Origin of the sequence: Streptomyces sp. NPDC006207, assembly GCF_040613835.1 — a bacterium.
In the GTDB taxonomy this organism is placed as follows: Bacteria; Actinomycetota; Actinomycetes; order Streptomycetales; family Streptomycetaceae; genus Actinacidiphila.
On sequence record NZ_JBEXSX010000046.1, the window covers coordinates 12,154 to 37,915 of the forward strand.

Annotated in this window: 17 protein-coding genes; 3 read left to right on the forward strand and 14 right to left on the reverse strand. The window is 73.1% G+C overall.

What is annotated here, in order from left to right:
• Nucleotides 1-6: 6 nt before the first annotated feature.
• The 11 genes from ABZ312_RS30445 to ABZ312_RS30495 form a co-directional block, all read right to left on the reverse strand.
• Complete coding sequence (locus ABZ312_RS30445) at nucleotides 7-2,139, reverse strand: SpoIIE family protein phosphatase (protein WP_500323696.1); 2,133 nt, start codon at nucleotides 2,137-2,139, stop codon at nucleotides 7-9.
• 332 nt (nucleotides 2,140-2,471) lie between these two features.
• Nucleotides 2,472-3,197 (reverse strand): hypothetical protein, encoded by a 726-nt coding sequence (locus ABZ312_RS30450; protein ID WP_500439183.1) that lies wholly within the window; start codon nucleotides 3,195-3,197, stop codon nucleotides 2,472-2,474.
• Between the two features lie 129 nt (nucleotides 3,198-3,326).
• Nucleotides 3,327-4,055: a sigma-70 family RNA polymerase sigma factor family protein gene (locus ABZ312_RS30455; RefSeq protein WP_500439184.1), complete on the reverse strand. Its 729-nt coding sequence runs from the start codon at nucleotides 4,053-4,055 to the stop codon at nucleotides 3,327-3,329.
• A 584-nt stretch (nucleotides 4,056-4,639) separates the two neighbouring features.
• Nucleotides 4,640-6,814, reverse strand: coding sequence for a SpoIIE family protein phosphatase (locus ABZ312_RS30460; RefSeq protein ID WP_500439185.1), 2,175 nt, complete (start codon nucleotides 6,812-6,814; stop codon nucleotides 4,640-4,642).
• Nucleotides 6,815-6,868: 54 nt separating this feature from the next.
• Nucleotides 6,869-7,327: a carboxymuconolactone decarboxylase family protein gene (locus ABZ312_RS30465; protein ID WP_500323692.1), complete on the reverse strand. Its 459-nt coding sequence runs from the start codon at nucleotides 7,325-7,327 to the stop codon at nucleotides 6,869-6,871.
• A 100-nt stretch (nucleotides 7,328-7,427) separates the two neighbouring features.
• Nucleotides 7,428-8,309, reverse strand: coding sequence for an RNA polymerase sigma factor SigJ (gene sigJ / locus ABZ312_RS30470; RefSeq protein WP_500439186.1), 882 nt, complete (start codon nucleotides 8,307-8,309; stop codon nucleotides 7,428-7,430).
• A 102-nt stretch (nucleotides 8,310-8,411) separates the two neighbouring features.
• Nucleotides 8,412-8,897, reverse strand: a complete 486-nt coding sequence (locus ABZ312_RS30475; RefSeq protein WP_500356598.1) for an RrF2 family transcriptional regulator — start codon at nucleotides 8,895-8,897, stop codon at nucleotides 8,412-8,414.
• Nucleotides 8,898-8,957: 60 nt separating this feature from the next.
• Nucleotides 8,958-9,419: a hypothetical protein gene (locus tag ABZ312_RS30480; RefSeq protein ID WP_500439187.1), complete on the reverse strand. Its 462-nt coding sequence runs from the start codon at nucleotides 9,417-9,419 to the stop codon at nucleotides 8,958-8,960.
• Nucleotides 9,419-9,925 carry a hypothetical protein gene (locus tag ABZ312_RS30485; RefSeq protein WP_500439188.1) on the reverse strand — a complete coding sequence of 169 codons (507 nt, stop codon included), beginning with the start codon at nucleotides 9,923-9,925 and terminating at the stop codon, nucleotides 9,419-9,421. The genes ABZ312_RS30480 and ABZ312_RS30485 overlap by 1 nt, the downstream gene beginning before the upstream one ends.
• Nucleotides 9,926-10,037: 112 nt before the next feature.
• Complete coding sequence (locus ABZ312_RS30490; RefSeq protein ID WP_500439189.1) at nucleotides 10,038-13,820, reverse strand: S8 family serine peptidase; 3,783 nt, start codon at nucleotides 13,818-13,820, stop codon at nucleotides 10,038-10,040.
• Between the two features lie 201 nt (nucleotides 13,821-14,021).
• Complete coding sequence (locus ABZ312_RS30495; RefSeq protein WP_500323720.1) at nucleotides 14,022-15,146, reverse strand: MFS transporter; 1,125 nt, start codon at nucleotides 15,144-15,146, stop codon at nucleotides 14,022-14,024.
• A 174-nt stretch (nucleotides 15,147-15,320) separates the two neighbouring features.
• Here ABZ312_RS30495 and ABZ312_RS30500 point away from each other — a divergent pair, with 174 nt between their 5' ends.
• Nucleotides 15,321-17,867 carry an ADP-ribosylglycohydrolase family protein gene (locus ABZ312_RS30500; protein ID WP_500439190.1) on the forward strand — a complete coding sequence of 849 codons (2,547 nt, stop codon included), beginning with the start codon at nucleotides 15,321-15,323 and terminating at the stop codon, nucleotides 17,865-17,867.
• Here ABZ312_RS30500 and ABZ312_RS30505 read toward each other — a convergent pair.
• The 3 genes from ABZ312_RS30505 to ABZ312_RS30515 form a co-directional block, all read right to left on the reverse strand.
• Nucleotides 17,833-18,300: an SAM-dependent methyltransferase gene (locus tag ABZ312_RS30505; RefSeq protein ID WP_500439191.1), complete on the reverse strand. Its 468-nt coding sequence runs from the start codon at nucleotides 18,298-18,300 to the stop codon at nucleotides 17,833-17,835. The genes ABZ312_RS30500 and ABZ312_RS30505 overlap by 35 nt on opposite strands.
• Nucleotides 18,301-18,431: 131 nt before the next feature.
• Nucleotides 18,432-20,597, reverse strand: a complete 2,166-nt coding sequence (locus tag ABZ312_RS30510; RefSeq protein ID WP_500439200.1) for an OmpL47-type beta-barrel domain-containing protein — start codon at nucleotides 20,595-20,597, stop codon at nucleotides 18,432-18,434.
• Nucleotides 20,598-20,644: 47 nt separating this feature from the next.
• Nucleotides 20,645-23,125 carry a ThuA domain-containing protein gene (locus ABZ312_RS30515; protein ID WP_500439192.1) on the reverse strand — a complete coding sequence of 827 codons (2,481 nt, stop codon included), beginning with the start codon at nucleotides 23,123-23,125 and terminating at the stop codon, nucleotides 20,645-20,647.
• Between the two features lie 201 nt (nucleotides 23,126-23,326).
• Here ABZ312_RS30515 and ABZ312_RS30520 point away from each other — a divergent pair, with 201 nt between their 5' ends.
• Both ABZ312_RS30520 and ABZ312_RS30525 read left to right on the forward strand, forming a co-directional pair.
• Nucleotides 23,327-24,367 carry a multicopper oxidase domain-containing protein gene (locus ABZ312_RS30520; RefSeq protein WP_500439201.1) on the forward strand — a complete coding sequence of 347 codons (1,041 nt, stop codon included), beginning with the start codon at nucleotides 23,327-23,329 and terminating at the stop codon, nucleotides 24,365-24,367.
• A 435-nt stretch (nucleotides 24,368-24,802) separates the two neighbouring features.
• Complete coding sequence (locus tag ABZ312_RS30525; RefSeq protein WP_500439193.1) at nucleotides 24,803-25,651, forward strand: GNAT family N-acetyltransferase; 849 nt, start codon at nucleotides 24,803-24,805, stop codon at nucleotides 25,649-25,651.
• Nucleotides 25,652-25,762: the final 111 nt, after the last annotated feature.

Below are 25,762 nucleotides of genomic sequence, written 5' to 3' on the forward strand. Positions count from 1 at the left end.
AAGCGGTCATGGGCCTTGTCCTCCGTTCGCCGGTGAGGGGGCGGCGATCAGCAGTGCCGTGTCGTCCGTACCGGGGGCGGTCCGCAGGGCGTGTTCGAGGAGACTGTCCGCGACGGCGTCCACGCCCTGGTCGGCCGCCGCCACCAGGTACTGCACCAGGTCGGCCGCGGCCAATTCGGCGTCTGCGCCGGGGGATTCGACGAGTCCGTCGGTGTACATCGCCAGCATCGTGCCCGGCGGCAGGGGGATCTCCGTGGTGGGGTAGTCGCCGTCCGGTGCGATGCCCAGCAGGAGGCCCGGCGTGAGTCCGAGGATCCCCGCGCGGCCGTCGGGATGGCGGATCAGGGGCGGGGGGTGACCGGCGGTGGCCAGCCGGGCGACGTGCCTCCGCAGGTCGATGTGGGCGAACAGGCAGCTGGTGAACAGACCCGGGTCCAGGTCGGACAGCAGGCGGTTGGTCCGGGCCAGCAGGTCGCCGGGTGAGGAGTGGGCGGTGGCGTAGGCGTGCACGGCGATGCGGACCTGCCCCATCAGGGCGGCGGCCTGCAGGTTGTGGCCCTGGACGTCGCCGATGGTGACGGCCGCGCAGTGGGGTCCGCAGTGGATGAGGTCGTAGAAGTCACCGCCGATGTCGCTCCCGTGACCGGCCGGCAGGTAGCGGGCGGCGACGTCGAGACCGGGTACCCGGGGCAGTTCCTTGGGCAGCAGGCCGGCCTGCAGGGTGCGGGCGAGTTGGTGCTTGGTGTCGTAGAGGTGGGCGCGGTCCATGGCCTGGGCGATGAGCCCGGCCAGCGCGACGAGGACGGTGCGCTCGGACTGCGGGAAGGGCCGGGGCCGGTCGTAGGACAGGACGAGCAGCCCGACGGGGCGGCCCGAGGTGATCAACGGCAGGAAGGCCCAGGCGTCCCTGTGCCGGAAGCGCAGGGCCTCCGGGTGGGCGCGGTGCAGTTCGGCGAAGCTGGAGAAGAACAGCGGGGTGGCGCGGGTGAGCGCCTGGGCGGTGACGATGCCGGAGGTCAGGGGCGTTCCGTCGATGCGGGCCATGAACTCGTCGGTGTAGCCGCGGTGGCCGGCCAGGCGCAGGCGCCCGCCCTCGGCGAGGAGCACGACCAGGCCCTGGGCCTCGAACGCCGGGATGAGCTGGTCGGCGACCTGGTCGACCACGTCCTGCACGCCCACCGCCTCCGTGAGCCTCGCGGCCAGGTACATCAACTGGTACATCGCCGACGCGCCGACCGGGCCGCGGACGCCGGCAGGGACCACGGACTCCTCCGCCGCGTCCATCCGCTCCCGCGGTGAGCCGACGATGCTGACGCTGATCCCGGTGGGCCCCGGGTGGAGCCGGAAGGACAGCCACTGGTCCGGTGGACGCAGGGCGGTGAACCGGGTGGTCTGCTTGGTGATGACGGCGGCACGGTACGCGTCCTCGAACGCCGGGCCGTCCAGCCAGAACAGCCGTTCCCACGGGCGTGAGCCCTTCAGGTCCGCGGCACCGACGCCCAGCAGGTCGGCCGCCGCCGCGTTGAGGAACCTGACCCGGCCCTCCAGGTCCAGCGAACAGCACCCGGTCGGCAGCCGTTCGGCGAAGTCGTACGCCGCCAGCGCCTCGGCCCGTCCGGGCTCCCGACGCCGCGCCGCCCGCAGGATCAGCGCGTCCGCGCCGGCCAGGACGGGGTGGCCCCGGTCCGAGTAGTGCCTCAGCAGCCGCCCCGACCTGCCGCAGAAGATGCCGATCGTGTCCCGTTCCCCGGGGCTCAGGACCGGAGCGTGCCAGATCGGCCACAGCAGGCACACGCCACCCCACATCACGTCATCGTCCATGATCGGCGCCGCCGCCAGCATGATCTCGTAGGGCGCCACCAGCGCGACCCGGGGAAAGCGTTCCGCCAGTTCCTTGGAGTTCCCCACCCACACCAGCGACCGCTCCCGCACGGCCTGCGCCACCGGGGCCGCGTCGTCCAGGGCGATCCGTGCCCACGGGGCGGCGATCCGCCGGGACGTGCCGGACAACGCCACCAGCTCCAGCATCCGCTCCCCCGGCGCGAGCACGTAGAGCATGCCCACCGCGGTGTCGGTGTCCCGGACGAGACCCTCGAACAGGCCGGCGAAGCGCCGCATGCCGCCTGTCAACGGTTTCACGTCATGCCGGGTCACCGCGTTCGCCCCCGTCGCCGTCGTGCCGGGACACGCGGGCAGGCCACCGGCGGTACCGGGCCCGCCGAGCCGTCCGTCCGTGCCGCAGAGCCCCGCGGCCCCAGCACCGCTCTGGTCCCATAACCGGACCATACGCCCCAAGGGGCACTACGGCATCCACGGCGCCGGTCACGGTGCGCAGCCCCACGGGGCGGGCCGTGTCCCCCGGGAGGGGCGGCAACCATCGCCGTGCGGGCGGGTCGGACGGGCCTGCCGGCTCCGCGCACGCCCGCACCCTGCGTGCGCGGAGCCTTCCACGGGCCGGTGCCGGAGCGCCGCTACCGCAGGCCCTCGGTGACGACGTCCATGTCGGCGCTGAAGATGACGACCTTCTCGATCAGGTCCCCGTCGAGCTGGAGGATCTCCGATCCGAGTGCCGACTTGCCGCCCGGGAAGCCGAAGTCCCAGGCCCAGTGGATGAATTCCCGGTTCTGCAAGTGACCCGTGATGAGGCCGCTCAGCGGTGGCGCCTGGCGCTGCACGGCGGTGATGTACGCGTTGATGGCGTCCCGGCCCACGATGACCTGGTCGGGCTCCATGATCGTGATGTCCTCGGTGTAGATGCCCTCCATCGCCTCGGCACGCCCGGCCGGGTCCGGAGTCATCCAGACCTCCAGGTGCTTGGCGATGAGCACCCGGGCGCGGTCCGACCCGGCGGTCAGCGTCAGGTGGAGCCGGGAGATCCGCCCGTCCGGGTCCAGGGAGACGGAGACCCCTCCGCTGCCGGAGCGACCGTTGCCCCGGACGTCCAGTCCGGCCCGGCTCCACGTGCCCGTGATGGAGCCGTCCGCCGCCACGGAAGCCGTCCACTGGTGCGTGGACTCCTTCCACTCGGCAGCCAGCGTCCGGTGGAGGTCGACGGCCGGCTCGCGGCCCTGGACCATGTCCCCGCTGTGCATCAGCAGCACGTCCTCGGCGAAGACGTCCCTGAGGTCGTCCAGGTGGGAGTGGCCGCCGTCGGCGGAGTCCACGATCTCGAAATAGCGGTCGAGCATCGTCGTCACGCTTGAATTCCATTCTGTCTGCACGTGTCGGTGGCGCCGCGCTGCGGGAGGGGCGCCCGGGGGCGGTGGCGCATCGTCGCGATCACGTTCCCGTCAGGGAGACGACACGGCCCGCACCTACGTGACGGATCAGGCGCCCGGAGTTCGCTCCGGGTGCTGGTTCCAGCGGCGCAGCTTCTCCGGGTTGAGCACGGCCCAGACCTGCGCCACGCGGCGGTCGGTGACGTCGAGGCTGATGACCGCGGCCACGGTGCGGTCGCAGCGCACCACGAGTCCGGTACGGCTGTTCACGGACTGGGCGGTCAGGGTGGTGCGCGGATGGGGGCCCAGCAGCGTCAGGAGGCTGCGGGTGACCTGCTCGCTGCCGTGCACGGATCGGACCAGTGTCCGGACCTTGCCGCCGCCGTCGAAGACGGCCATGGCGTCGGGTGACAGCGCGGACGCCAGCAACCCGGCGTCGCCCGCCGTGCAGGCATCCCCGACGGCGCGGACGGCCGCGTCGTGCTCCAGCGGGGCCGACGGACCGGAGCGCTGTGCCTGGAGCCGGCGACGCGCGATGGCGGCGAGTTCGTCGTACCCGGACCTCGCCTCCGGGCCGTCGTGCCCGGAGCCGCGGTGCTCGTCCGGCGTGAACGGTTCGCCCAGGCAGATGCGGCCCGCGGTCGTCGACAGCCAGGCACGGGGCGACGTGATGGCCGCGCGCTCCGCGTCGGACAGCGCGTACCACCGGCGATAGGTCTCGTCGATCACGCTCTCCGCATCGCTGCGGCCGCCCGACATGCGGTGGGCGACATCCAGCAGATGCCGGCGCTCGTCGAGCAGCACCGCGATCGGCACCGCGTCGCTGGCCACGTCCATACGGCATCCTCCCTCTCGTACAAGACCACACAACGCGGCCGCACGCAGCAACCTCGTCGAAGTTCGGGGGCGTGGGGGAGTGGTCCGCGAGGCGGGTGTCTTCCCGGGTCTCGTCAGGGAGACGAGGTGGCCCGTACGGGTGTGACAGCTCGGCCCGAGGAGAGCGGCCGGGCGGACCGGTCGGACCGCGAGGAGTTCGTGGCCCCTCGCGGGCCGCGGTTGCTGCGCCCGGCCCGGATGCTCACCGCGACCGGGATCACGCCGAGGACCTGCTGTGCACGGCCCTGGCGAGGAGCCGGCCCACGTGGCGGCGCATCCGCGACGGCCGCCCCGAGGCGTACGTACGGCGGGTCCTGGTACAGGTGCACGCCGCCTGGTGGAGGCGGAGCCGGCGGCGGGAGGTGCCGCATGACCCCCTGCCCCCGTGCGTCAGGACGGTCGCGGTGCGCGGCGGTCCCGGCGACCGGCCAGTTCCCGCCTTGCTACCTTCAGCGACCCGGACGGCGACGGCTGGGTGCTCCACGAGGTCACCCTGCGGCCCCCGGCCATTGACGCTCCGTCATCCGGCCTGTATCCCACCTGCGTTACGCCGCGCCGACGGACCTGATGAGCAGCAGCGCGATGTCGTCGGTGCGGGGGGCGGTTCGGCGCGCGTGGTCGATCAGGTCCGTGGCGAGCCGGTCCATGGGCTGGCGGGCGGTGCCGGCGAGGCGGGCGGCGAGCCCGGCCATGGCGTCGTCGAGGTCGACACCGGGGGTCTCGACGAGTCCGTCGGTGTACAGGGCGAGGACGGTGCCGGGCTCCAGGGGGATCTCGGTGGTGGGGTAGTCCGCCTCGGGGTCGATGCCGAGCAGCACCCCCGGCGGAACGGTGAGGACCTCCGTGTGCCCGTCCGGGTGGCGCAGCACCGGCGGTGGATGGCCGGCGGTGGCCAGGAGGGCCCGGCGTCGCCTGAGATCGAGCCGGGCGTAGAGGCAGCTGACGAAGCGGCCGGGGTTCAGGTCGAACAACTGGCGGTTGGCCTGGCGGAGGGCCTGCGCCGGTGCGGCCCCGGCGAAGGCCTGGGAGCGGATGGCGGGCCGGATCCGGCCCATGAGGGCCGCCGCCCTGACGTGGTGGCCCTGGACGTCGCCGATGACCGCGGCCGCCGTGGTCTCGTCGACCCGGACCAGGTCGTAGAAGTCGCCGCCGATGTCCATGCCCCGGACGCTGGGCAGGTAGCGGGCGGCGACGTCGAGTCCGGGGATGTCCGGCAGCGAGTCGGGGAGCATGGCCGCCTGCAGGGTCTCCGCGAGCTCCTTGACGGTGTCGTAGAGGCGGGCACGCTCCAGCGCCTGGGCGATCAGCCCCGCGAGTGCGGTCAGCACCGTCCGCTGGTTGCCGGAGAAGTGGTGCGGCCGTTCGAAGGCGAGGACGCACAGGCCCACGGGCCGGCCGGAGGCGATCAGCGGCAGGTAGGCCCAGGCGTCCAGGCCCTCACGGCGGGGGGCGTGCGGATAGGCGCCGAGCATCTCCTCGAAGGTGGTGAAGAAGGCCGGCGCGCCCTCGGCGAGGGTCCCGAGCGCGGCCGGGGAGGTGAGCGCCGCTCCGGTGAACACCTCCGCGGGACAGGGGTTGTAGCCCCGGCAGCCGACGAACCGCAGGGCGCCGTCCTCGGGCGAGAACAGGGCCAGGGCCAGGGTCCGGGCGTGGAAGGTCGGCAGCATCTCGTCCGCGACGAGGTCGACCACGTCGCCCACGCCGACGGCCTCGGAGAGGGCGGCGGCCAGGTGCAGCACCTGGTAGAGCTCGCCCAGGGCGATCGGCGCGCCACGGGGCGCCGCCGTGCCGGGGCGCGCCGCGGCCTGGACGCGGTCGGGACCGCAGGGCACGAGGCGCACGCTCACCCCGGAGGCGTCGGGGTAGAGCTCGAAGGCGAGCCGCCGGTCCGGCGGGACCGTCGCCGTGAAGGATTCCTGCTGCCGGCTGACCACGGCCGCCCGGAAGCGGTCCTCGAAGGCGGGATCGTTGGACCAGGACAGGGCCTGCCAGGGGCGTCTGCCGAGGAGACCGGGGACGGTCCCGCCCAGCAGACGGGCCGCGGTGGAGTTCAGGTAGGTGAATCTGCCCTCGAGGTCGAGGGTGCAGCTGCCTCCCGGCAGGCGTTCGGCGAAGTGTGCCGCGGCCTGCGCCTCGGACGGCTCCCACTCCTGGGCGGGGGGCTGGGACAGGGTCCGTGGGGACGCGGCGGGAGTGACCGGGTGCCCGGCGTCCGCGGCGTCCCGCAGGAACCGCCCCAGGCGGCGGCAGGCGGCGCCGACCCGCTCGTGGCTGGGTCCGGCGAGCTCGGCGGCGTCGCAGCAGGGCCAGAACAGCAGGAGCGCCCCCCAGGCCTCGGAGCCGTCGAGGACCGGTGCCGCGGCCACCGCGAAGTGGTACGGCAGGGCGATCGCCGTGCGGGGGTAACGACGGGCGAGTTCCTGGGGCTTGCTGAGCCACACCAGGCGTCTGTCGCGCACCGCGTCGGACACGGGGACGTGGGCGGACAGGGCCACCCCGAACCAGGGTGCGAGGTACTCCGCCGGCATCCCCGTGGTCACTTCGAGCCGCAGCGACCGTCCCTCGGGGGTCAGCAGGAACAGCGCGCCCGCGTGGGCGCCGGTGTCCCGCGCGGCGAGCTCCAGCAACCGGTCCAGTTCCGCCCGGCACGTCGGCCCGGCGGCGTCGGCAGCGGTGCTCGCGTACGCCTGAGCAGCACCGTCGTCCGGTGTAGCGCTCATGGCTCAACCGTACGTCCGGACCGGCCGGCCCCGCCCGGGACGCCGGCCGGTGGCTCAGCCGGCGACGCGGTAGCGGCTGGTGATCGCGACGCGGTTGAACGCGTTCATCAGCGTCGCCAGCCAGGCGACCGCCGAGACCTGGTCGGCGGTGAGCACGGCCGCGGCCGCTTCGTAGTCCGCGTCGCTCACGTGCCCCTCCGGCACGCGGGTGATCGCCTCCGTCAGGCGCAGGGCGGCGCGGTCCGTCCCGGAGAAGTAGCCGGCTTCCTCCCATGCGGGCAGCACGGCGATCCGGTCCGGGTTCTCGCCCTTCTTCAGGGCGTCGCGCGTGTGCATCCGCAGGCAGAACGCACAGCCGTTGATCTGGGACGTGCGGATCTTCAGCAGTTCGACCAGGAGCGGGTCGAGGCCCGCCGCGGCGGCGCTCTCCTCCACCGCCGTGGACAGGGCGAGGAGCGCCTGGTAGCTGTCCGGGTGCTGCTTTCCGATGTTCACGCGCTGCTGCTCGGTCATGGATGTCCCCTCTGGGTGTCTTCTCTGGGTGTCTTCTGCCGGGTAAGCCTCGTCGAAGGTCCGCCGTCACGCACGGCGGCGTTCCGTCCGGTGGGACGGGTCAAACGTGAGCGATCTTCGCCGGGTCGAGGACCCTGCGGTAGGCGCTGATCAGGCCGTCCTCGATCTCCACCGTGTCGACGGAGAAGACGCGGCCTGCGCGGCGGTGCAGGAGCGCGGGTTCGCCGCCGACCTCGACGAGGTCGACGCGGTCCGGACGCCACCGGAGCCACACCCCCACCATCAGCTTGGCGATGCGCGTGCCGCCGTGGACCAGCTTGCGCGCCGTGAAGACCTCGCCGCCGCCGTCCGTGACGTACACGGCCTCCGGGTGGAGGAGCCGCACCAGTCCGGCCATGTCCCCGGCCTCGTACGCGGCGCGGAACGCGGCGAGCCGCCGTTCCCGCTCCGCCCGGGTCGCCTGCGGCGTCGACTGCCTCGCCCTGGCCACCTTGCGCCGCGCCCGCGAGGCGAGTTGGCGGGCGGCCGGTGCGGAGGCGTCCAGCACGTCGGCGATCCGGCTGAACTCGAGGCCGAAGACGTCGTGGAGGATGAAGGCCACACGCTCCGGCGGGCTCAGTTCCTCCATGACGAGCAGCATCGCCGACCCGACGGACTCGTCGACGAGCACCGCCTCCGACGCGTCAGGACCCGTCAGCAACGGCGCGGGCAGCCATGGCCCCACATAAGTCTCCCGGCGGGCGCGCGCGGACTTCAGGACGTCGTACGACCGTCGGGCGGCGACCGTGACCAGCCAGGCCCGGAGGTCGCCGATGTCGCGCAGATCCGCTCCGGCCGCCCGCAGCCACACGTCCTGGGCGATGTCCTCGGCGTCGGCCACGCTTCCCAGCAGGCGGTACCCCACCCCGAACACGGCGGGCCGGTGCGTCTCCCACTCGGCCTCGAGCACCTCGGGCGACCTGGGTATGCGCATGAGACTCATGCTGGCGTGACCTCCTTCGCCCCCACATCCGGCGAAATCGAGATGTTTTTCATCCTGAATGAAGCTCCTGGGAGCGAAGGGCCCCCGGCACGGGAAGCGGGCTCAGTCGCGCCCGAGCCCTCCCCGTACGTACGACCCCACCGCGGGAGCGTGCGCTTCGGCCTCCGCCCGCACGTCGGCGAGGCTCTGCTCGGCCAGCACCTTCCGCCAGGCCAGCTCGGCCCGCCCCATGGCGCTGTTCACCGCACAGGGACGGCGGAAACCGCCCGCCGGCACCCGCTCGCCGATCGTGCCGCAGCGGCGGATCTCGGCGCAGCGGAACAGGGGGTCGTCCCCCTCGACGGCGAGGACCACGTCCAGCATCGACACCGCCTCCAGCGGGCGGGCCAGCCGGAAGCCGCCCCGCGCACCCGGCACGGATTCCAGCAGACCCGCCTTGACGAGCTGCTGGAGCTGCTTGTTCAGGTAGGACGCCGACAGATCGTGACCGGCGGCCAGCTGCGCGGTCGGGACCGGCTCGCCGTCCCCGAGCCACGCGAGGTTGAGCAGTGTGTGCACCGCCCATTCGACGCCCTTACCCGTTCGCATATCTGGATAGTAAACATCCAGATATCGTCCGTCAAAGGTCATGCCTGCTCGGGGGGCACCTCAGCGGTGACGGCCGCCCCTGCGGGGGTCGCCGGCCCGGCTGCGCACCACGGGGAGGGTCACGGCGTACGCGCCGAGGGCGGAGGGGGTCACGACGGCAGCGATCCACGTGGTGCGCAGGCGTACGTCGCTCCAGGACAGGGCCGTTCCCCAACCGTGGGGCAGTCCCAGGAGCACGGCGCTGGTGAGGAGCGACAGGGTGGCCGACCAGACGAGGGCGGCGGCCAGGTGGACGAGCCAGCCGGGGGTGCGGTGGTCGCGGGCCCGCCACGCACGGGCGAGGCCGTAGGCGGGGAGGACTCCCGCCGTGCCGGCGAGGCCGGCCAGCAGCAGCGCGCCGATGATGCCGCCGTGGTAGCTCCCGGCCAGGCCGAGGCCGATGACGAGGAGCGCCGCAACGGCCGTGCCGGCCCCCCACGCGGCGGGCAGGCGGAGTTCCCCGCTTCCTCCCGTGCCCGTCATCAAACACCCGCTTCCGCGGCGGGCGGTCTGGCCGAGGCCGGTCGTCCGGAGGCCTGCGGGCGGCGGTCGCGGTACCCGGACACCGCGAAGGCGGCCGCGCAGAGCGTGCCGGCGGTGCCGGCGACGATGCCGAGGACGGCGGTCGGCGGCATGTCGTCACCGGCCGGGTAGCGCCGGCCGCACAGGCGTACCGACCGGGGATGGTCTGCTGCCGCCTCCAGACACAGGCGGGCGCCCACGGCGACGCGGCCCGGCATCTGCGACACGGGCAGGTCACGGTCGACAAGGGGGCGCCCGGCGACCTCGTACCCGACACGCGCACTCGCGCCCCTGCCGAACGTCACCTCTTCGATCACGCCGTCCACCCGCACGGGCGAGGCGTCGATCCGGTCGGCGCCCCGGACCTGGCCGTAGAGGAACCAGGCGACGCCCAGCGTCAGGAGCAGGCAGCAGACGGCAAGGGCGCACGGCACTTTGGGCACGGCTTTGACGAAGTCCCCCCGCATGCACCGGAGTATGGCACCGCGGCGGCACGAAAGCGCCCGGCCGGACGCCGGGGCCCGCGGGGCCGGTGCCGCGGCGTGTGCGCGGCGTGTGCGCGGCACCGGCCCCCGGGCGTCACTTCAGGCCGAAGGCCCGGATGACGGTCTGCGCGACCGATCCCCCGGCGCGTGCCGTGGCGCTGGTGCGCAGCGACACGAACGCGGCCGAGGAGGGGGCGTGCAGGGTGGCCCGCCAGGATCCCTGACGGGCCTTCAGGTCCTGGCGGTGCCAGGACGCTCCGTCGTCGTAGGAGACCTCGAGCCGGACCGAGGACACCGCGTCCTTCGCGGACGTGCCGAGCACCGAGGGGGTGATCGAGACCTCCTGCGTGCGGCGTGCCCTGCCTGCGGCGTCGAGTTCCGTTCCGTAGTCGAGTTGGACCAGCGGCACGGTCCCGGACTGCGCCTTGCCCGAGACGAAGTCCCACTGCGTGTGGGTCTTCGACGAGTACGGGCTCAGCGCCGGATCACCCGCGGTGTCGACGACGAGGCGGTACGGCAGCGACTCGGCCGGCAGGTCGAAGGCGTTGACGTAGGCGCTGTCGGTCGTCAGCAGCGTGGTGCCGCCCTGGAGCAGTGAGGTGCGCGCGGTCATCGTCTCGGTTCCCGCGGAGCCCGTGTGCGGGGCTCCCGAGTCGCTCCAGCCCGGGACGACCAGCGAGAGGGAGGTGTCGTCCCGCGCCTGGGAGTCGCCGTCGGACATGCGCGGCCGCAGGACCGGGCCGAGCCACCGCTCCTGCTGGACGCTGCCCGGCCGGTAGGACGTGGGGCTGTTCGTCGCGCCCACCCAGCCGCTGACCGACGCGGTCTGCTGCCATGTGGCGTCCTCGCCCGCGGTCACCCAGTCGGTACGCCGTCCGGGTGCCATGGGCTCGAGTCCGAAGGAGTACCCCGCGGCCCACTCGTACGCCGGGTAGTCCGTCCTGCGCTCCAGGGCCTGCTTGCCTCGCGGCTGGGCGAAGTCGACGTCGACGCGCGCCAGCCGGTCCGGGTCGGCCCGGTAGGCCACGTCCGAGGGCACGGCGCCCGCGTGGTACTTGACCAGGTCGTACAGGTACGAGGGGGACGGGTGGGCCGCCACCCGGAGTCCGACCCGGTGCTCGCGCGCCGAGGCGATCCTCGCGATCAGTGCCTCACCCTCGTCCTTGGTCACCGACACCACGGGCACGTCCGAGTCGGTGGTGTAGTCCGGCGACCCGTACCAGGTGGCCAGCCGCCCCACTCCGTCGTTGACCACGAGCAGCGCTCTCGCGCCCGCCGCCTTCGCGGCCGACGCCTGCGCCGAGGGCGCGACCTCGGTGCTGTGGCGGACCACGGCGACCTTGCCGCGGGCTCGCGCCGTGGCGAACTCCTCGGCCGAACCGGCGCCCGCGAACACCGCGTCCGGCGTCGACGTGCCGTCGGGCAGGGCGGCGCTTCCCTCCTGGGCGAGCGCGTCGTCGATCCTGCCGCCGTCGTAGGACAGGTCGAGCGGCGTCTGCTGGGCCCGCAGGCGGGTGGCGAACACGAAGCTGCCGTGCCGTACCCTGGCGCCGGTCGGCTGGGCCCAGACGCTGTCGTAGCCCGGGCCGACGATCACGTTCTCCCTGACCGCGCCGTAGTCACCGGGGCTGGGTTCGGTGGAGGTGAAGGAGCGGAAGAAGTCCAGCCGGGTGTTCACCAGCGTGGTGGGCTTCGGTGTGACGGCCCGCACCTGATGCGCCTTGGAGGCGTCGAGGACGACCTGCCGGTCCGCGGTCAGGTCCACCTCGGGGGCGCTCAGCAGGGCGATGCCCCGGGAACTCGGGCCGTGGGTGCCCACGACGTCCGCGTACGACACCACCGTGTAGGTGTCGGCGGGCAGACGCAGGGTCAGCTCCCCGCTCGCCGGGATCTCGTAGGCGGTGGTGGACCTGCTGAGGGCGCCCTTGAGGTGGATCCAGCCGCTCATCGGCTCGCCCGAGCGGTCCTTCATGGTGATGCCGAGGTCGTACCGCTCCGGCTCGAGGCCGATGCCGGCGACCGTGTGGGCGACCGCCGCACCGGTGGCGTCGCGGGCGACGACCTGGGCGGTGTGGTCGCCCCGTGCGAGGCCGGAGGGGTCGGCGCCGACCTCCACCGCGGTGCTGCCGTGGGCCGGCACGGTGACCTGGTCGGCGGAGAGGGAGAACACGCCGTCGTCCGGGGCACCCGCCTCCACCGCGAGTCGCAACGTCACCGGTTCGTCACCGGAGTTGGTGTACGTGATCCCCTGCGTGACGGGGCCGGTGCCGCCGTTCGGCCACCGGAGGAAGCGGAAGACCGATCCGGTCGCCGTGACCCGGGCGCGGACCGCGGCCGCGACGTCGACGCGTCCCGAACCGCCCTGGTAGGCGGTCAGGTACGGCGTCGCCTTGCTGGTGCTCATCAGGGCGTCCTTCAACCGGCTGCCCGGCCAGTCGGGATGCCGCTGCGCCAGCAGGACCGCGGCGCCCGCGACGTGCGGGGAGGCCATCGAGGTCCCGCTCATCGTGGTGTAGGGGCCCTCTCCCCCGCTCGCGTACTGCGACCGGGCGGCCAGGACGTCCACGCCCGGGGCCGTCAGGTCGGGCTTGACGCCCTCGTCGCCGACGCGCGGTCCGACGCTGGAGAAGAACGCGAGGTCGTCGGAGGGGCCGACCGCGCCCACGGTCAGCGCGGCGTCGGCGGCGGCCGGGGAACCGATGGTGTACGGCGTGGACCCCCGGCCGCTGTTGCCGGCGGCGACGACGAACAGCGTGCCCGTCTCGGCGCTCAGAGCGTTGAGGCTCCGGCTCATCAGGTCGGTTCCGTCGCTCGGCTCGGCGCTGCCCAGGCTCATGTTGACGACCCTGGCGTGCTCCGTGCGCGCGGCCCACTCCATGCCGCCGATGACCCAGGACTCCTGTCCCTCGCCGCGGTTGCCGAGCACCTTGCCGACCACCAGGTCGGCGCCGGGGGCCACGCCCTTCTCCTTGCCGTCCGACGCCGCGCCGGTGCCGGCGACGGTGGAGGCGACGTGGGTCCCGTGGCCGCTGCCGTCCGGCACGTCCTGGTCGGGAACGAAACTGCGGGTGCTGACGATCCGGTCCTTCAGGTCCGGGTGCCCGGTGTCGGCGCCGGTGTCCAGCACCGCGACCTTGACGCCGGAGCCGGTGTCCCCCGACTCCCAGACCTGCGGCGCACCGATCTGGGCCGTGGTGTCGGCGAGCGTCGCCTTCGTCCTGCCGTCCAGCCAGATCTTGTCGATGCCGCCGGTGAACGACGGGGCCGCGGCGGCACGGCGGGACCCGGTCGCCTCCCGCCCGGAGGGGCCGGTGCCGCCCGCGGTGAGCGCGGCCCAGGCGTCGGCCGCTTCCGACCGGTCGGCCGCGAGGGCAGCGCCGCCGACGGAGGGCAGGTCGCGGCGGGTCTCCGCACCGGGCAGGGCGCTGCCGCCGCGGCGGAGGGCGGCGTGGTTCCCGCCGGTGACGATCAGGGGCAGCCGCGGGGCGTGCGCGTCGTCGTAGCCCTGCGCTATCAGCCCGGTGACGTTGAACAGGCGCTTGTCGAGGCGGTCCGCTGCCACGTACGCGAGCGCGTCGTCCGGGTAGACGTAGGTGTCGCCCGCCTCGGTGACGATGCGCACCGAACCGGCGGCCCCGGGACGGCGCTCGACGGTCAGCGAGTCCCGCCCGCCGCCGGTCCCCGGGGTGACGACGACCTTGTCCCCGGTGATGAGGGTCACGGTCTTCACCTGGCCCCCGGCGGGGGCCGGCGGCCCTTCCGGCGGTGCGGCGGACGCGGCCGCCCCCGCCGACGCGGGGCTCAGGAGAGTGACGAGTACGGCGGTGGCGGTGCCCAGAGCCGCCAAGCCCGTTCTTCGGGCCGTGGTGAACAGCACTGTTCCTCCTTGCGTTTTCCTGGGCGAATACGATCACATCCCTGAGATTTCGAACAGATCTTGACAGCCTCGAACAGCGAGGTAGCGCATGTCACTTGAGGCGCTGTGTCGTGGAGCGGGGCTCGGGGCGAAGCGCGGAGTCAGGTGCCGGTGCGGGGCGGGGTACCGGTGCCGCACATGCGCTGCGCGGCCTCCGTCACGTCACCGCGTACGCAGCGGCCGGCGCAGCAGGAAGACGCCGACGGCGGCTGACACCAGGATCACGTACAGCGCGAAGACCACGCCCGCGTCCCGCAGTCCGAGCGCCAGGCTGAGCGCGCCGACCCCGACCACCGGTACGGAGATGCCGACGTAGGCGGCGACGAAGAAGGCCGAGATCGTCGCGCCGCGGTGCTCGTCGGGGGCCACCGCGCTCACGCCGGTCAGGCCTGCGCGGAACGACATGCCCTGCCCGAGGCCGCCGACCAGGGCACCCACCACCAGTACCGGCAGGGACTCCACCACCAGCGAGGCCGCGACCACGGCCATGCCGGCCGTGAGCGCCAGGCATCCGGTCGGCAGTGCGCGCCGGACGCCCAGACGTCCCATCAGCATCTGCCCGGCGGTGGAAGCGCAGAACACGGAGAAGACGACGAGGCCGTCGACGGCCAGGTTGCGCTCCCCCAGCGTCATGGCGAGGAAGCTCGGCGCCACCGCCGTGAACAGGCCGAGCAGGGAGAAACCGGCGAACGCCGCCAGCCCGGCGGGGATGAACGCCGCCCGCGTCGGCGGAGGGACGACCATGCCCTGAGGGCGCAGCGGGGGACGCGGGCTGCGCACCGCCACCGTCTCGGGCAGGGCACGCGCGACGGCGTAGGCCGCCAGCAGCAGGACGATGTGCACCAGGAAGGGCAGCCGGAGGGGCCACGGCGCGTACTGCGCCAGGACCCCCGACAGCAGCGGCCCGCAGCCGAGGCCGCCCATGTTGGCGGCGGTGGCCGCGAGACCCGCGCGTGCGCGCCGGTCCGGGGGCGCCAGTTCGAGCACCGCGGCCGTCGCGGCCCCGCTGAGCAGACCGGCCGAAAACCCCGACAGCAGCCGCCCCGCGAACAGCAGCGGCAGGCCGCTCTCGAAGAGGAAGCACACCGCGCTCAGCAGCGACAGGCCCAGCGCTGCGAACAGCACCGGGCGCCGGCCGAGGACGTCGGAGAAGTCCCCGGCGACCAGCAACGCGGCGATCACCCCGATCGCGTAGACCGCGAAGACCACCGTGACGACCAGTTCGGAGAAGCCGATCTGTTCCCGGTAGAGCCCGTACAGCGGTGTCGGCAGCGTGGTGCCCGCCATGCCGACCGCGAACACGCCCGACGCCGCGACGTACGCGCTCCGCGCGCGGCGTTCCCCGGTGGCTTGCCTGATCACGCTTCCACGCTAGCTGACGACCCGTCGGATCGGACGCTCCTGCGCGCCCCACGGCGTCGCCTTGAGAACAGGCAGGCCGACGTGCCAGGCTGACCCGCCATGACCCGCGCCTCCAGCCCCCGCCTCGACGCCCGGGGCATCGACCGCGCGGCCGGGGTGCTGCTCGGTGCGGCCGTCGGTGACGCGCTGGGGGTGCCCTACGAGTTCAAGGCGACCCTGCGCGAGGACCAGCAGCCGGGCATGATCGGCGGCGGTCTCGGGCCGTACCGGCCCGGCGAGTACTCCGACGACACCCAGATGCAGGTGTGCGTCGCCCAGGTCGCGGCGACCGGGGCGGACCTGCGCAGCCCCGGGGCCCTGGACGCGATCGCCGCCGGCTTCCGGCACTGGGTGGACGGCGGGGCCAGCGACGTCGGCGCCCAGACCCGCTCCGTGCTGGGCGCCGCCGAAGCGCTGCCCGGAAGCCCGGCGGAGGCGCTGCGGGAGGCCGCCCGCCGGTACGCCGCCGGGCACCGGCTCACCGCGGGGAACGGCTCGCTGATGCGCACCGGGATCGTCGCCCTCGCACACCTCGGGGACGCCGCCGCGATGGCCGAGGCCGCCACCGCGGTCAGCTCCCTCACCCACCCGGACCCCGACTGCGCCGACGCCTGCGTCCTGTGGTGCTCCGGCATTCGCACCGCCGTGCTGCACGGCACCTTCGACGGTGTGCGGGCCGGGCTCGGCCTCCTCCCGGCCGTACGGCGGGACACGTGGGCGAAGCGGCTGGACGAGGCGGAGGCCGCGCCGCCCGGGCACTTCGCCGACAACGGCTGGGTCGTCCGGGCGCTCCAGGCGGCCTGGTCGGCGATCACCCGTACGCCCGTACCCGAACTCGACCCCGGAAAGGGCCGTTTCCCCGCGGCGCACCTGCGGCAGGCGCTGGCGGCCGCGGTGCGGGCCGGCCACGACACCGACACCGTCGCGGCGATCGCCGGCGCCCTGCTCGGCGCGCGCTGGGGCTGCTGCGGCATCCCCCTGGACTGGCAGCGGGCCGTCCACGGCTGGCCCGGCCTGAGCGGGCCCGACCTGGTACGGCTCGCGGTCCTCACCGCCAGGGACGGGGCCGACGACGATGACGGCTGGCCCTCGGCACCGCGCGTGCCACTGCCTTCCCACTCCCCCGCCGGCCTCGCCGTCACCCACCCGCACGACCCCGGTGTGATGCTGGGCAACCTGGCCCTGGCCCAAGGCGCCGGGCCGGTCACGGCCGACGCGGTGGTGTCGCTGTGCCGTACGGGAACGGCGCCCGTGCTGCCCGGCGCCGACGTGGAGCACATACGGGTGTGGCTGCGGGACGGCACGGGAGACAACGCCAACCTCGCCTTCGTGCTGGACCAGGCCGCCCGGCAGGTGCTGCGGCTGCGGCGCGCGGGCACGAAGGTCCTGCTCCACTCCTCGGCCGGGCAGAGCCGGACCGCCGCCGTCGCCGCCGTCTACAGCCATCTCGCCGGCGGGGCGCCGGGTGGGGCGCTCCCGGTGCCGGCCCACCCCGAACTGCGCCACGCCGTACGGGCACTGACCGCGGCACCCGCCCCGGCCACCGCGCACGGCACGCAAGCCCCCGCGGCGGCCGTGCCGGCGGCGCGCGACGCCTCCCCGGAGGAGGACGCCGCCGACGGCATCGACAGCACCGACCCCGAGGAGCAGCCGGAGCACGAGAGCGAACGACCGCCACTGCCGGGGTACGCACTGTCCCGCGTGCGCGGGCTGCTGCTCGGCCTGGCCCTGGGCGACACGCTGGGCTCCGCCCAGGGCACGCTGCCGGACCGCGGCCCGCTGAGGGCCGGTGCCGGCACCCAACTGGCCTGCTTCACCGTCGAAGGCATCATCCGCGCACGGACCGGTGCCCGGCACGGTGCCGGTCATCTCCCGTCAGCCGTGCAGCGCGCCCACGGCCGACGGGAAGCCCTCCAGGACGCAGGCGGCCACCAGCCCGGCGGCTGGCTCGCTCGCGTCCCCGCGCTGGCCGAACCGCGCGGCAAGGAGCCGGACTTCCTCGCCACCGACCTCCGCGCCGACCTCCGCGCCGTCCTCCCCATCGCCGTCGCCGGCGCTACGCACGGCCCGGCCCAAGCGGCCGCCTGGGCAGGCGAGATCGCCGCCCACCCCGCGGCGGCCCACGCGACCGTGCTGCTCCACCACTGCCTGACCGGCACCACGGAAGCCCAGGAGCCCCTGTTCGCCGAGCAGTCGCAACTCCACCTCGCCCTGCGGGCCGGCCTGGACGCCCTCGGCGACACGGGCGAACCCGGCCGCCTCCACACGGCGTACCGGCAGGCCACCGACGACCCGGCCGACCCGCGACGGCTCGCCGCCCTCGCCCCGGACGCGACCGCTCCCTCAGCGCTGCGCGGCGCCCTCTACTGCGCCGCTTCCTTCCCCCACCGGCACCAGATCGGCGACGCACTCCACTTCGCCGCCGCCGCGCCTGACGGCGCGTCCGTCGCCTCCCTCACCGGCGCCCTCCTCGGCGCCGCCCACGGCGTACGGGCCCTGCCGGCCGGTCCGCTCAGCCGCCATGAACTCACCTGGGTCCTGGACACCCTCGCCCACGACCTCCTCGCGCCGTCTACGGCTGGAAGTACTCCGACATCAGGTCGCTGACCCATTCCGGCTGCTTGACGTCCACCGCGCGGAACTCCACCATCGCCGGCTTCAGGTCGATGACCGGGGTGCCGGAGACCGCGTCAAGGCCCAGCACCGTCAGTTCACGGCCGTGGACCGATTCGATGGGGCAGCACGTCACCCCGATGCGGTTCGGCCTGCGGGGGCCGCGGCCGGCGAAGACACCGACGGGCGGGAGGTCGGAGCGGCCGCGGTAGGGGCGGGGTTCGCGGTGGTCGTCACTCTCGGGGAACCGGTCGAAGACGAAGAGGACCTCCACGTGGGAGAAGCCCTCCAGACCCTGCAGGCACGCCTCACCGAAGCGCTCGTCGATGGTGATCGTGCTCCGGACGGCACCCCAGTTGTCCGTGTGCTGGACGTCCGTCCGGTCGTTCCGGACCGTACCTATCGAAGTGACCTCGAAACGTGGCATGGCACGGTTCTATCGCTCGGGGCGATGCCGTGCCCAGATGAGGACCGGTCCCGGGACCGGGTGCCCGGATGACGCGGTGGGCCCTCCCCGCGGGTGCGGGGAGGGCCCGGGGAGCGGTCAGGGACGGCGGATCACAACTGCTTGATGCGGATGTCGCGGTAGGAGATCACGTCCGTCGTGCTGTGGACCTGGAGGCCGATGTAGCCGGTGGCGTAGCGCCGGCCGTCGGTGCCCGGGTCCCCGTCGCGCGGCGGGGTGAAGACCTGGCCGCCGACGTTGTCGAACTCGTTGATGACGACGCCGTTGCGCAGGACCGTGAAGTGCTGGCCCTCGGCGCGGATCTCGTAGTCGTTCCAGGTGCCCTTCGGGGTCACGCCGGCGCCGCCGAGGCCCACGCGGTCGAAGCCGTAGACGGAGCCGGTCTTGTACATGTCACCGTCGGGGCGGTCGAGGATCTGGATCTCGTGCCCGTAGTTGATGGCGACCCACTCGGGACGGGACTCCTCGGGGTGGTCGTGTACGTCCGGGAAGCGGATGAAGACACCGCCGTTGGCGTTGCCGGTGCCCGGGGCGTCGTCGCGGAACTGGAGCTTGAGCGAGAAGTCGCCGTACTTCCGCTCCGGGAACCACAGCATGCCCATGCCGGGGACGGTGGTGCTGCTGGTGATGGCGCCGTCGCCGGAGAGGGTGAAGCGGCCGCCACCGACCTGCTCCCACTTCGCCAGGGAGGCCTCGGTGCCGTCGAACAGGTCGCGGTAGCCCTGCGTCTGGCCGGGCTTGCCGATCTTCGACTGCTTGGCGGCCTTGGTGATCTTGTTGAACTCGCGCTGGTCGATGACGTTGTCGGCGAGCAGCCGGTCGAGCACGCCGTCGACGTGCTTGAGGAACAGGGCGTGCGAGGACCAGTCCTTCTCGTCCTCGATCAGCTCGTTGATGGTGCAGCGGCTGCGGGTGAGCCGGTTCGGCACGCCCGAGTCCACGGTGCCGACGATGACGGTCAGCCGCTCGTCGTACTCCGGGCAGTTGGGCGCCGGGACGCCGCCGCCCTGCGCGATGGTGAAGGTCACCTCGCGCGCCGTCGCGGTGTTGCCCGCCTTGTCCGTGGCGCGGTAGGCGAGCGTGTGGGAGCCGATCCGGTCGACGATGACGGGGGCGGAGTACACGAGGTACGGGCCGCCGTCGAGGGAGTACTCGATCCGGTCCACCCCGGAGCCCGCATCGGTGGCGGTGACGGTGACCTTGGCGCTGGTGATGTACGCGCCATTGGAATTCCTGGTGCCGGTCACGGTCGCCGAGGTCTCCGGCGCGGTGGTGTCCTGGGTGGGCGGCGCCACGACGGTGAACGCGACGGACTTCTCGGCCGACGCGTTGCCCGCCTTGTCGGCGGCGCGGTAGCGGACGGTGTGCGAGCCGACCTGGTGCACCATCACCGGCGCGGTGTAGGTCTGCCAGGCGCCGGTGGCGCCGACCGCGTACTCGATGGTGTTGACGCCCAACCCGGTGTCCGAGGCGGTGACGGTGACCGTGGCCATCGTCAGGTAGTTGCCGTCGGCGTCCTTCTCGCCGCTCACGGTGGCCGAGGTCTCCGGCGCGGTGGTGTCGTCGGTCGGCGGCGCGACCACGTCGAAGGCGACGGACTTCTCGGCGGCGACGTTGCCCGCCTGGTCGGTGGCGCGGTAGCGGACGGCGTGGGCGCCGACCTGGTCGACGACCAGCGGTGTGGTGTACGGCTGCCACGGGCCGTCCTGGCCGATCGCGTACTCCACCGTCTTCACACCGGATCCGTCGTCGGTCGCGCTGACGGTGACCGTGGCGGAGCCGACGTAGGCGCCGTCGGCGTTCTTCTGGCCCGTGACCTCGGCCGCGGTGGTGGGCGCGGTGGTGTCCTCGCCGCCGGGCTCGGTCACCGTGAGGATGCCCTGCATCTGGCCGTGGCCGGGGATGCTGCAGAAGAAGCGGTAGCGCCCGGGTGTGAGGGTGACGTCGACGGTGTGCCGGCCGCCGCTGTCGTCGCCCGGGTTGGCCAGGATGTTGACCGGGACGTCGTGGTTGTACTCGGGGTCCGACACGTCGAAGGTGAGCGTGTGCGGCATGCCGATGTCGTTGCCGGTCGCCGCGCTGTTCTCGAAGACGAGCGTCGTCGGCCCGGCGACCGCCGTGGTCGGGAAGCTCGCGTACTGGTCGGTGCGTGAGCTCGCCGTCCAGGTGAGCACCTGGGCGGCGGCCGTGGTCCCGCCGGCCGCCGCACGGTCGTCGGTGCGCCCGTAGGCGACCGTCGAGGTGAGCCCCAGCACCATCAGCAGCGCGCCCAGCAGGGCCGCCAGGGGGCGTAGAGGTCGCTGTCTCACTGTGCCGCCTTCCTGACCAGGTCCTGCGCGGCGGGGGTCGCCGCGCCGCCCGTGTACGTCACGCGCCACAGCGCGGACTGGGAGTCGGAGGTGAAGAAGCCGCGCCCGTAGTCGAGGACGTAGAGCGAGCCGTCCGGGGCGAACTTCCAGTCCATGAGGTTGCGGATGCCGCCCTGGCCGACCGGGATGATCTTCTTCAGGGACTCGGCGGTGACGGGCAGCCCGCCCTTGCCGACGGTCTTGGGGTCGGTCAGCACCGCGTGACGCGGATTGTCCGCGTCGTAGAAGTCGCCGACGAACCACTTGCCGTCCCAGTACTGCGGCCACGCGCCGGCGCCCGCGGTCGTGGCGTCGTAGCGGTAGACCGGGCCGTCCATGGTGGCCTGGCCGCCGCCCTTGAGCCACGGCAGGAGGTAGGTGGCCTCCTCGTTCTTGTAGCTCGGGACCCCATTGGCGTCCCGGGGGAAGTCGGGGGCGCCGCCCTGCGGGGAGTACCAGATGGTGTTGCCGGTGACGGGCGGGAGGTTCACCAGTCCGTCGTTGTTCGGCGACTCGTTCTTGGGGGCGTCGCAGTCGTACCAGCCCAGCGGCTTGCCCGGGTCCGGCAGGTTGCGGTCCCTGTAGGGCTGCTTGTTGCCCATGCAGAACGGCCAGCCGTGGTTGCCGGCCTTGGTGATCGCGGCGAACGTGTCGTACTTCGCCGGTCCCCAGGTCGTGCTCGGTGCGCCCGCGTCGGGGCCGACCCAGCCCGCGTAGAGGACGTCGGTCTTCTTGTCGACGGAGATCCGCGCCGGGTTGCGCACGCCCATGACGTAGATCTCGCCGCGGGTCTTGCCGCCGCCCTCGTCCTGCTCCTTGCCGGTGAAGAGGTTGCCCTCGGGCAGGGTGTAGGTGCCGTCCGGCTCCGGGTGGATGCGCAGGATCTTGCCGTTGAGGTTGTTGGTGTTGCCCGCGGTGCGGCGGGCGTCGGCGAAGGACAGGCCCTTGAAGTTGGGCTGTGGGTTGTTGCCGGAGTAACCGTCGCTGAACCCGGACGAGTTGTTGTCACCGGTCGCGATGTACAGGTTGCCCTTGGAGTCCCAGGCCATCCCGCCGCCGGCGTGGCAGCAGCTGTGGACCTGGACGGGCCACTTGAGCAGGACCTTCTCGGAGGCGAGGTCCAGCTTGTCGGTGGCGAGGTCCAGCGTGAAGCGGGAGACGCGCCGCTCCGCGACGTGCTTGTCGCGGTCGAGACCGGAGTGCGGGGTGTAGTGGAGGTACACCCAGCCGTTGGTCTCGAAGGCGGGGTCGAGCTCGATGCCGAGCAGCCCCTCCTCGACCTTGGTGAGTTCGTCGCCGCCGCCCTTGTTGCCGAAGACGGTCAGGGCGCCCGCGAGGGTCACCTTCTTCGTCGCCGGGTCGTAGACGTGGACCTGGCCGAGACCCTTGCCCATGTCGGGGCTGTTCCAGTCGGTCACGACCGGCGCGCCGTTGGCACCGCCGCCGCGGCCGATGTACAGCACCCGTCCGTCGGGGGCGACGACCATGCCGTGCGGTTCGCCGATCTGGTCCTGCTGGCCGGGCTGGTTGGGCTGGGTGACCTTCACCGCGCTGTAGTTGGCGTCGATCGTCGCCTTGCAGTCGGCGCGTGAGAGCCGGGTGGTCCACTGCAGGGCGCCGCGCAGGTGGTCGCGGAAGTCGGTCTCGGCGAACGAATCCGCCGTACCGCCCATCCCGGTGTAGAAGGACCGGCCGCCGTCGTAGTCACGGCACCAGGAGACGGGGTGGTCGACGCCGTTGGCGCCGGTTCCCGGCTTGTAGCTGCTCTCCCTGACCTTGGCCACGGTGTGCACCTTGCCGGTCGGGTTGCTCGCCCAGTTGAGCCACTTGTCGGGCCGCTTCCACTCCAGCGGCAGGTCCTTCGTGGCCGGATTGGTCCGGTCGGGGATCTCGACGACGGCGCGCTGGACGGCGGCCGGGTTGGTGGCCGCGGGCCGGGCGCCGATCAGGCCGGCGAACCAGTCGGAGTACGGTTCGGTGCGCGCCGCGTCGTGGATGCCGAGGAAGCCGCCACCGGCCTCCATGTAGGCCTCCAGGCCGGCCTCCTGCTCGGGGTCGAGCACATCGCCGCCCCCGGTCAGGAAGACGACCGCGTTGAAGGTGCCCAGGCGCTTGGCGTTGGTGAAGACCGAGGCGTCGTCGGTCGCGACGGTCTTGTAGCGCTGGGCCGCGGGCCCGGTCAGGCCGATCGCCTCGATCGCCTCGATGCCCGCGTCGACGCTCGGGGACTCCTCGGTGGCCGAGGCGTGGAACACCAGGACCTTGACGTTCTTGCCGCCCGGTGGGGACGGCAGGGATAACGTTGTCGGCACCGGCTCCGGATACGGTCTGGCCGAGGCGGTGGTACCGCCCAGCAGGGATGCCGCCAGGGTCCCGGTCACCAGGACCGCGGCCGCGCCTCGCCGGGATCTCGACCGGTGATGTGGTGCGCTCTGCATCGTTCACCCACCTTCGTAGGTCACAGCAACAGCGCCTGAAGCTAGACGGCTTTTGACGGTCCGCCAACAGCTATGGACGGAATCTCACCAACTTTGTCCTGGGTGTGGATAAACGGAGATCCCTGGTCTACCGTGTGGCCGTCCCCGGGGACCCTCGCGCCCCGACCGTCTCCTCACGGCACTGGAGAGACCGGTATGGCTTTGGACAGAAGGAGTTTCAACCGGCGGCTGCTGGCCGGTGGCGTGGTCGCCGCCACCGGGACGGCCTCGCTGGCGGTGGCCTCCGCCCCCTCGGCTTCCTCCGCGGAGCCCTCACCGCCCACCGCACCGGCCGGCGGCCAGGTGCGCCACCTCAAGCTCTACGCCGAGACGTTGCCGAACGGCCGGATGGGGTACGGCCTGGAGAAGGGCAAGGCCACCGTGCCCGGCCCGCTGATCGAGCTGGTCGAGGGCGACACCCTGCACATCGAGTTCGAGAACGCCTCGGACGTGGACGCCAGCCTCCACGTCCACGGCATGGACTACGACATCGCCAGCGACGGCACCCGGATGACCCGCAGCCACGTCGAGCCGGGCGGCACGCGGACGTACACCTGGCGCACCCACGCCCCGGGCCGGCGCAAGGACGGCACGTGGCGGCCGGGCAGCGCGGGCTACTGGCACTACCACGACCACGTCGTGGGCACCGACCACGGAACGGGCGGGATCCGCAAGGGCCTCTACGGGCCGGTCGTCGTGCGCAGGAAGGGCGACATCCTGCCGGACAAGCAGTTCACGATCGTCTTCAACGACATGACGATCAACAACAGGTCCGGCGCCGACACCCCGAACTTCGAGGCGACGGTGGGCGACCGCGTCGAGATCGTCATGATCACGCACGGCGAGTACTACCACACGTTCCACATGCACGGTCACCGCTGGGCCGACAACAGGACGGGCCTGCTGACCGGACCCGACGACCCCAGCCGCGTGATCGACAACAAGATCACCGGACCGGCGGACTCCTTCGGCTTCCAGATCATCGCGGGCGAACACGTCGGCGCCGGCGCGTGGATGTACCACTGCCACGTCCAGAGCCACTCCGACATGGGAATGGCCGGTATGTTCCTCGTCGCCAAGCCCGACGGCACGATCCCGGGCTACGAACCGCACCACCCGGACCACCCCGCGGGCGCGGCGAACTCCGGGAGGAGCGGCGCGAAGACGTCCTCCGGCGGGGAACACGCGCACGACATGGGGTGACGCGCGTCCCTTCGGTGCCGACGCCGTTCCCGCGGGTTCAGGACAGACGTGCGAGGAGGGTGCGGCACGTCCGCGCTGCCGAAGGTGGCGAGCGCGTTGAGGGCGGCGGCGGTGCGCCACCGACCGTGGCGCGCCGTGACCGCGACGATCTCGGTGAGCGTGTCTACGGCCGCCGGGCCGCCCGGTCGGACGGGCGCGGACAGCAGGGCGTTCGTGCTCGTGTCCCCCGTTCCGCGGTGAGGTCGACGCCGCCGTCCCGTGCCGTCAGGAGGCGGGCAGGGCGCGCGGCGCTGTGCCGGAGGGCACTGACACGGGCGCCGTGACGGGAATCCCGTGCGTCGCTTTGTCGATATATGATCCGCGCGGCCCCTCCCCGCCAGGGGTCGTGTTCCGGCCCGCGGGCGACGTGCACCAGAGAAGAGAGCCAGGCCTCACATGAACGCAGTGGTCCCCCCGGCGGTCGCGGAGCGGTCCGAGGCCGAGGCGATGTACCGGTTCGAGACGGAGGCGCCCGGAGCCGTGCGGGCCGCGCTCGGGATGAACGCCGCGCGGATCGGTGGCGGTGTCGTGCTGTCGATGCGCAACGACCCCACCCACTACTGGAGCAAGGCCCTCGGCCTCGGCGTCACCACCCCGGTCACGGCGGAGGTCATCCACGAGGTGTGCGACTTCTACCGCTCGGAGGGGACCGCGCAGGCCGTCCTCCAGATCGCGCCCGCGTTCCTGCCCGAGGACTGGGACGACATCCGCGGCCGCGAGGGCATCACCGCGGGATCGTCCTGGGTGAAGCTCGTCTGCCCGGTCGAGGAGGCCGTGGCGCGCGCCGAAGCGCTGGGACGGCCCGCCGCCGGGATCCGGGTGGCCCCGCTGGAGCCGGAGCAGGCCCAGGAGTGGGGCGCGGTGGTGACCCGTGCGTTCGGCATGCCCGAGGAGCACTACGCGCAGATGACCGCCGCCTCGGCGAGCCGGACCGGGTGGCATCCGTTCGCGGCCCGGCTGGACGGGGAGATCGTCGGCACGGGCACGATGCACGTCAACGGCGACGCGGCCCAGATGTTCGCCGGTGCGGTGCTGCCGCACGCCCGCAAGCGCGGCGGACAGACCGCCCTGCTCGCCGCACGGGCCAGGAGGGCACGGGAGCTCGGCTGCGGTGTGCTGGTCGCCGAGACCGGCGCCGAGGCACCGGGCACCCACAACTCCTCGCTGCACAACATGCTCCGGCTCGGCTTCCAGGTGGCGTACGAGCGCCGCAACTGGGTCTGGCGGTCGTCGCCCGAGGCGTGAGGTTCCGTGGTCGGCCGTGATGCGTCCGCCGCCCGTGCGGCGGAACGCGGCCCGCGCCGCGACGATGGGTGGACCGGGTCCGCGCGACGGGACGGGTCCGGCCCTCCCCCG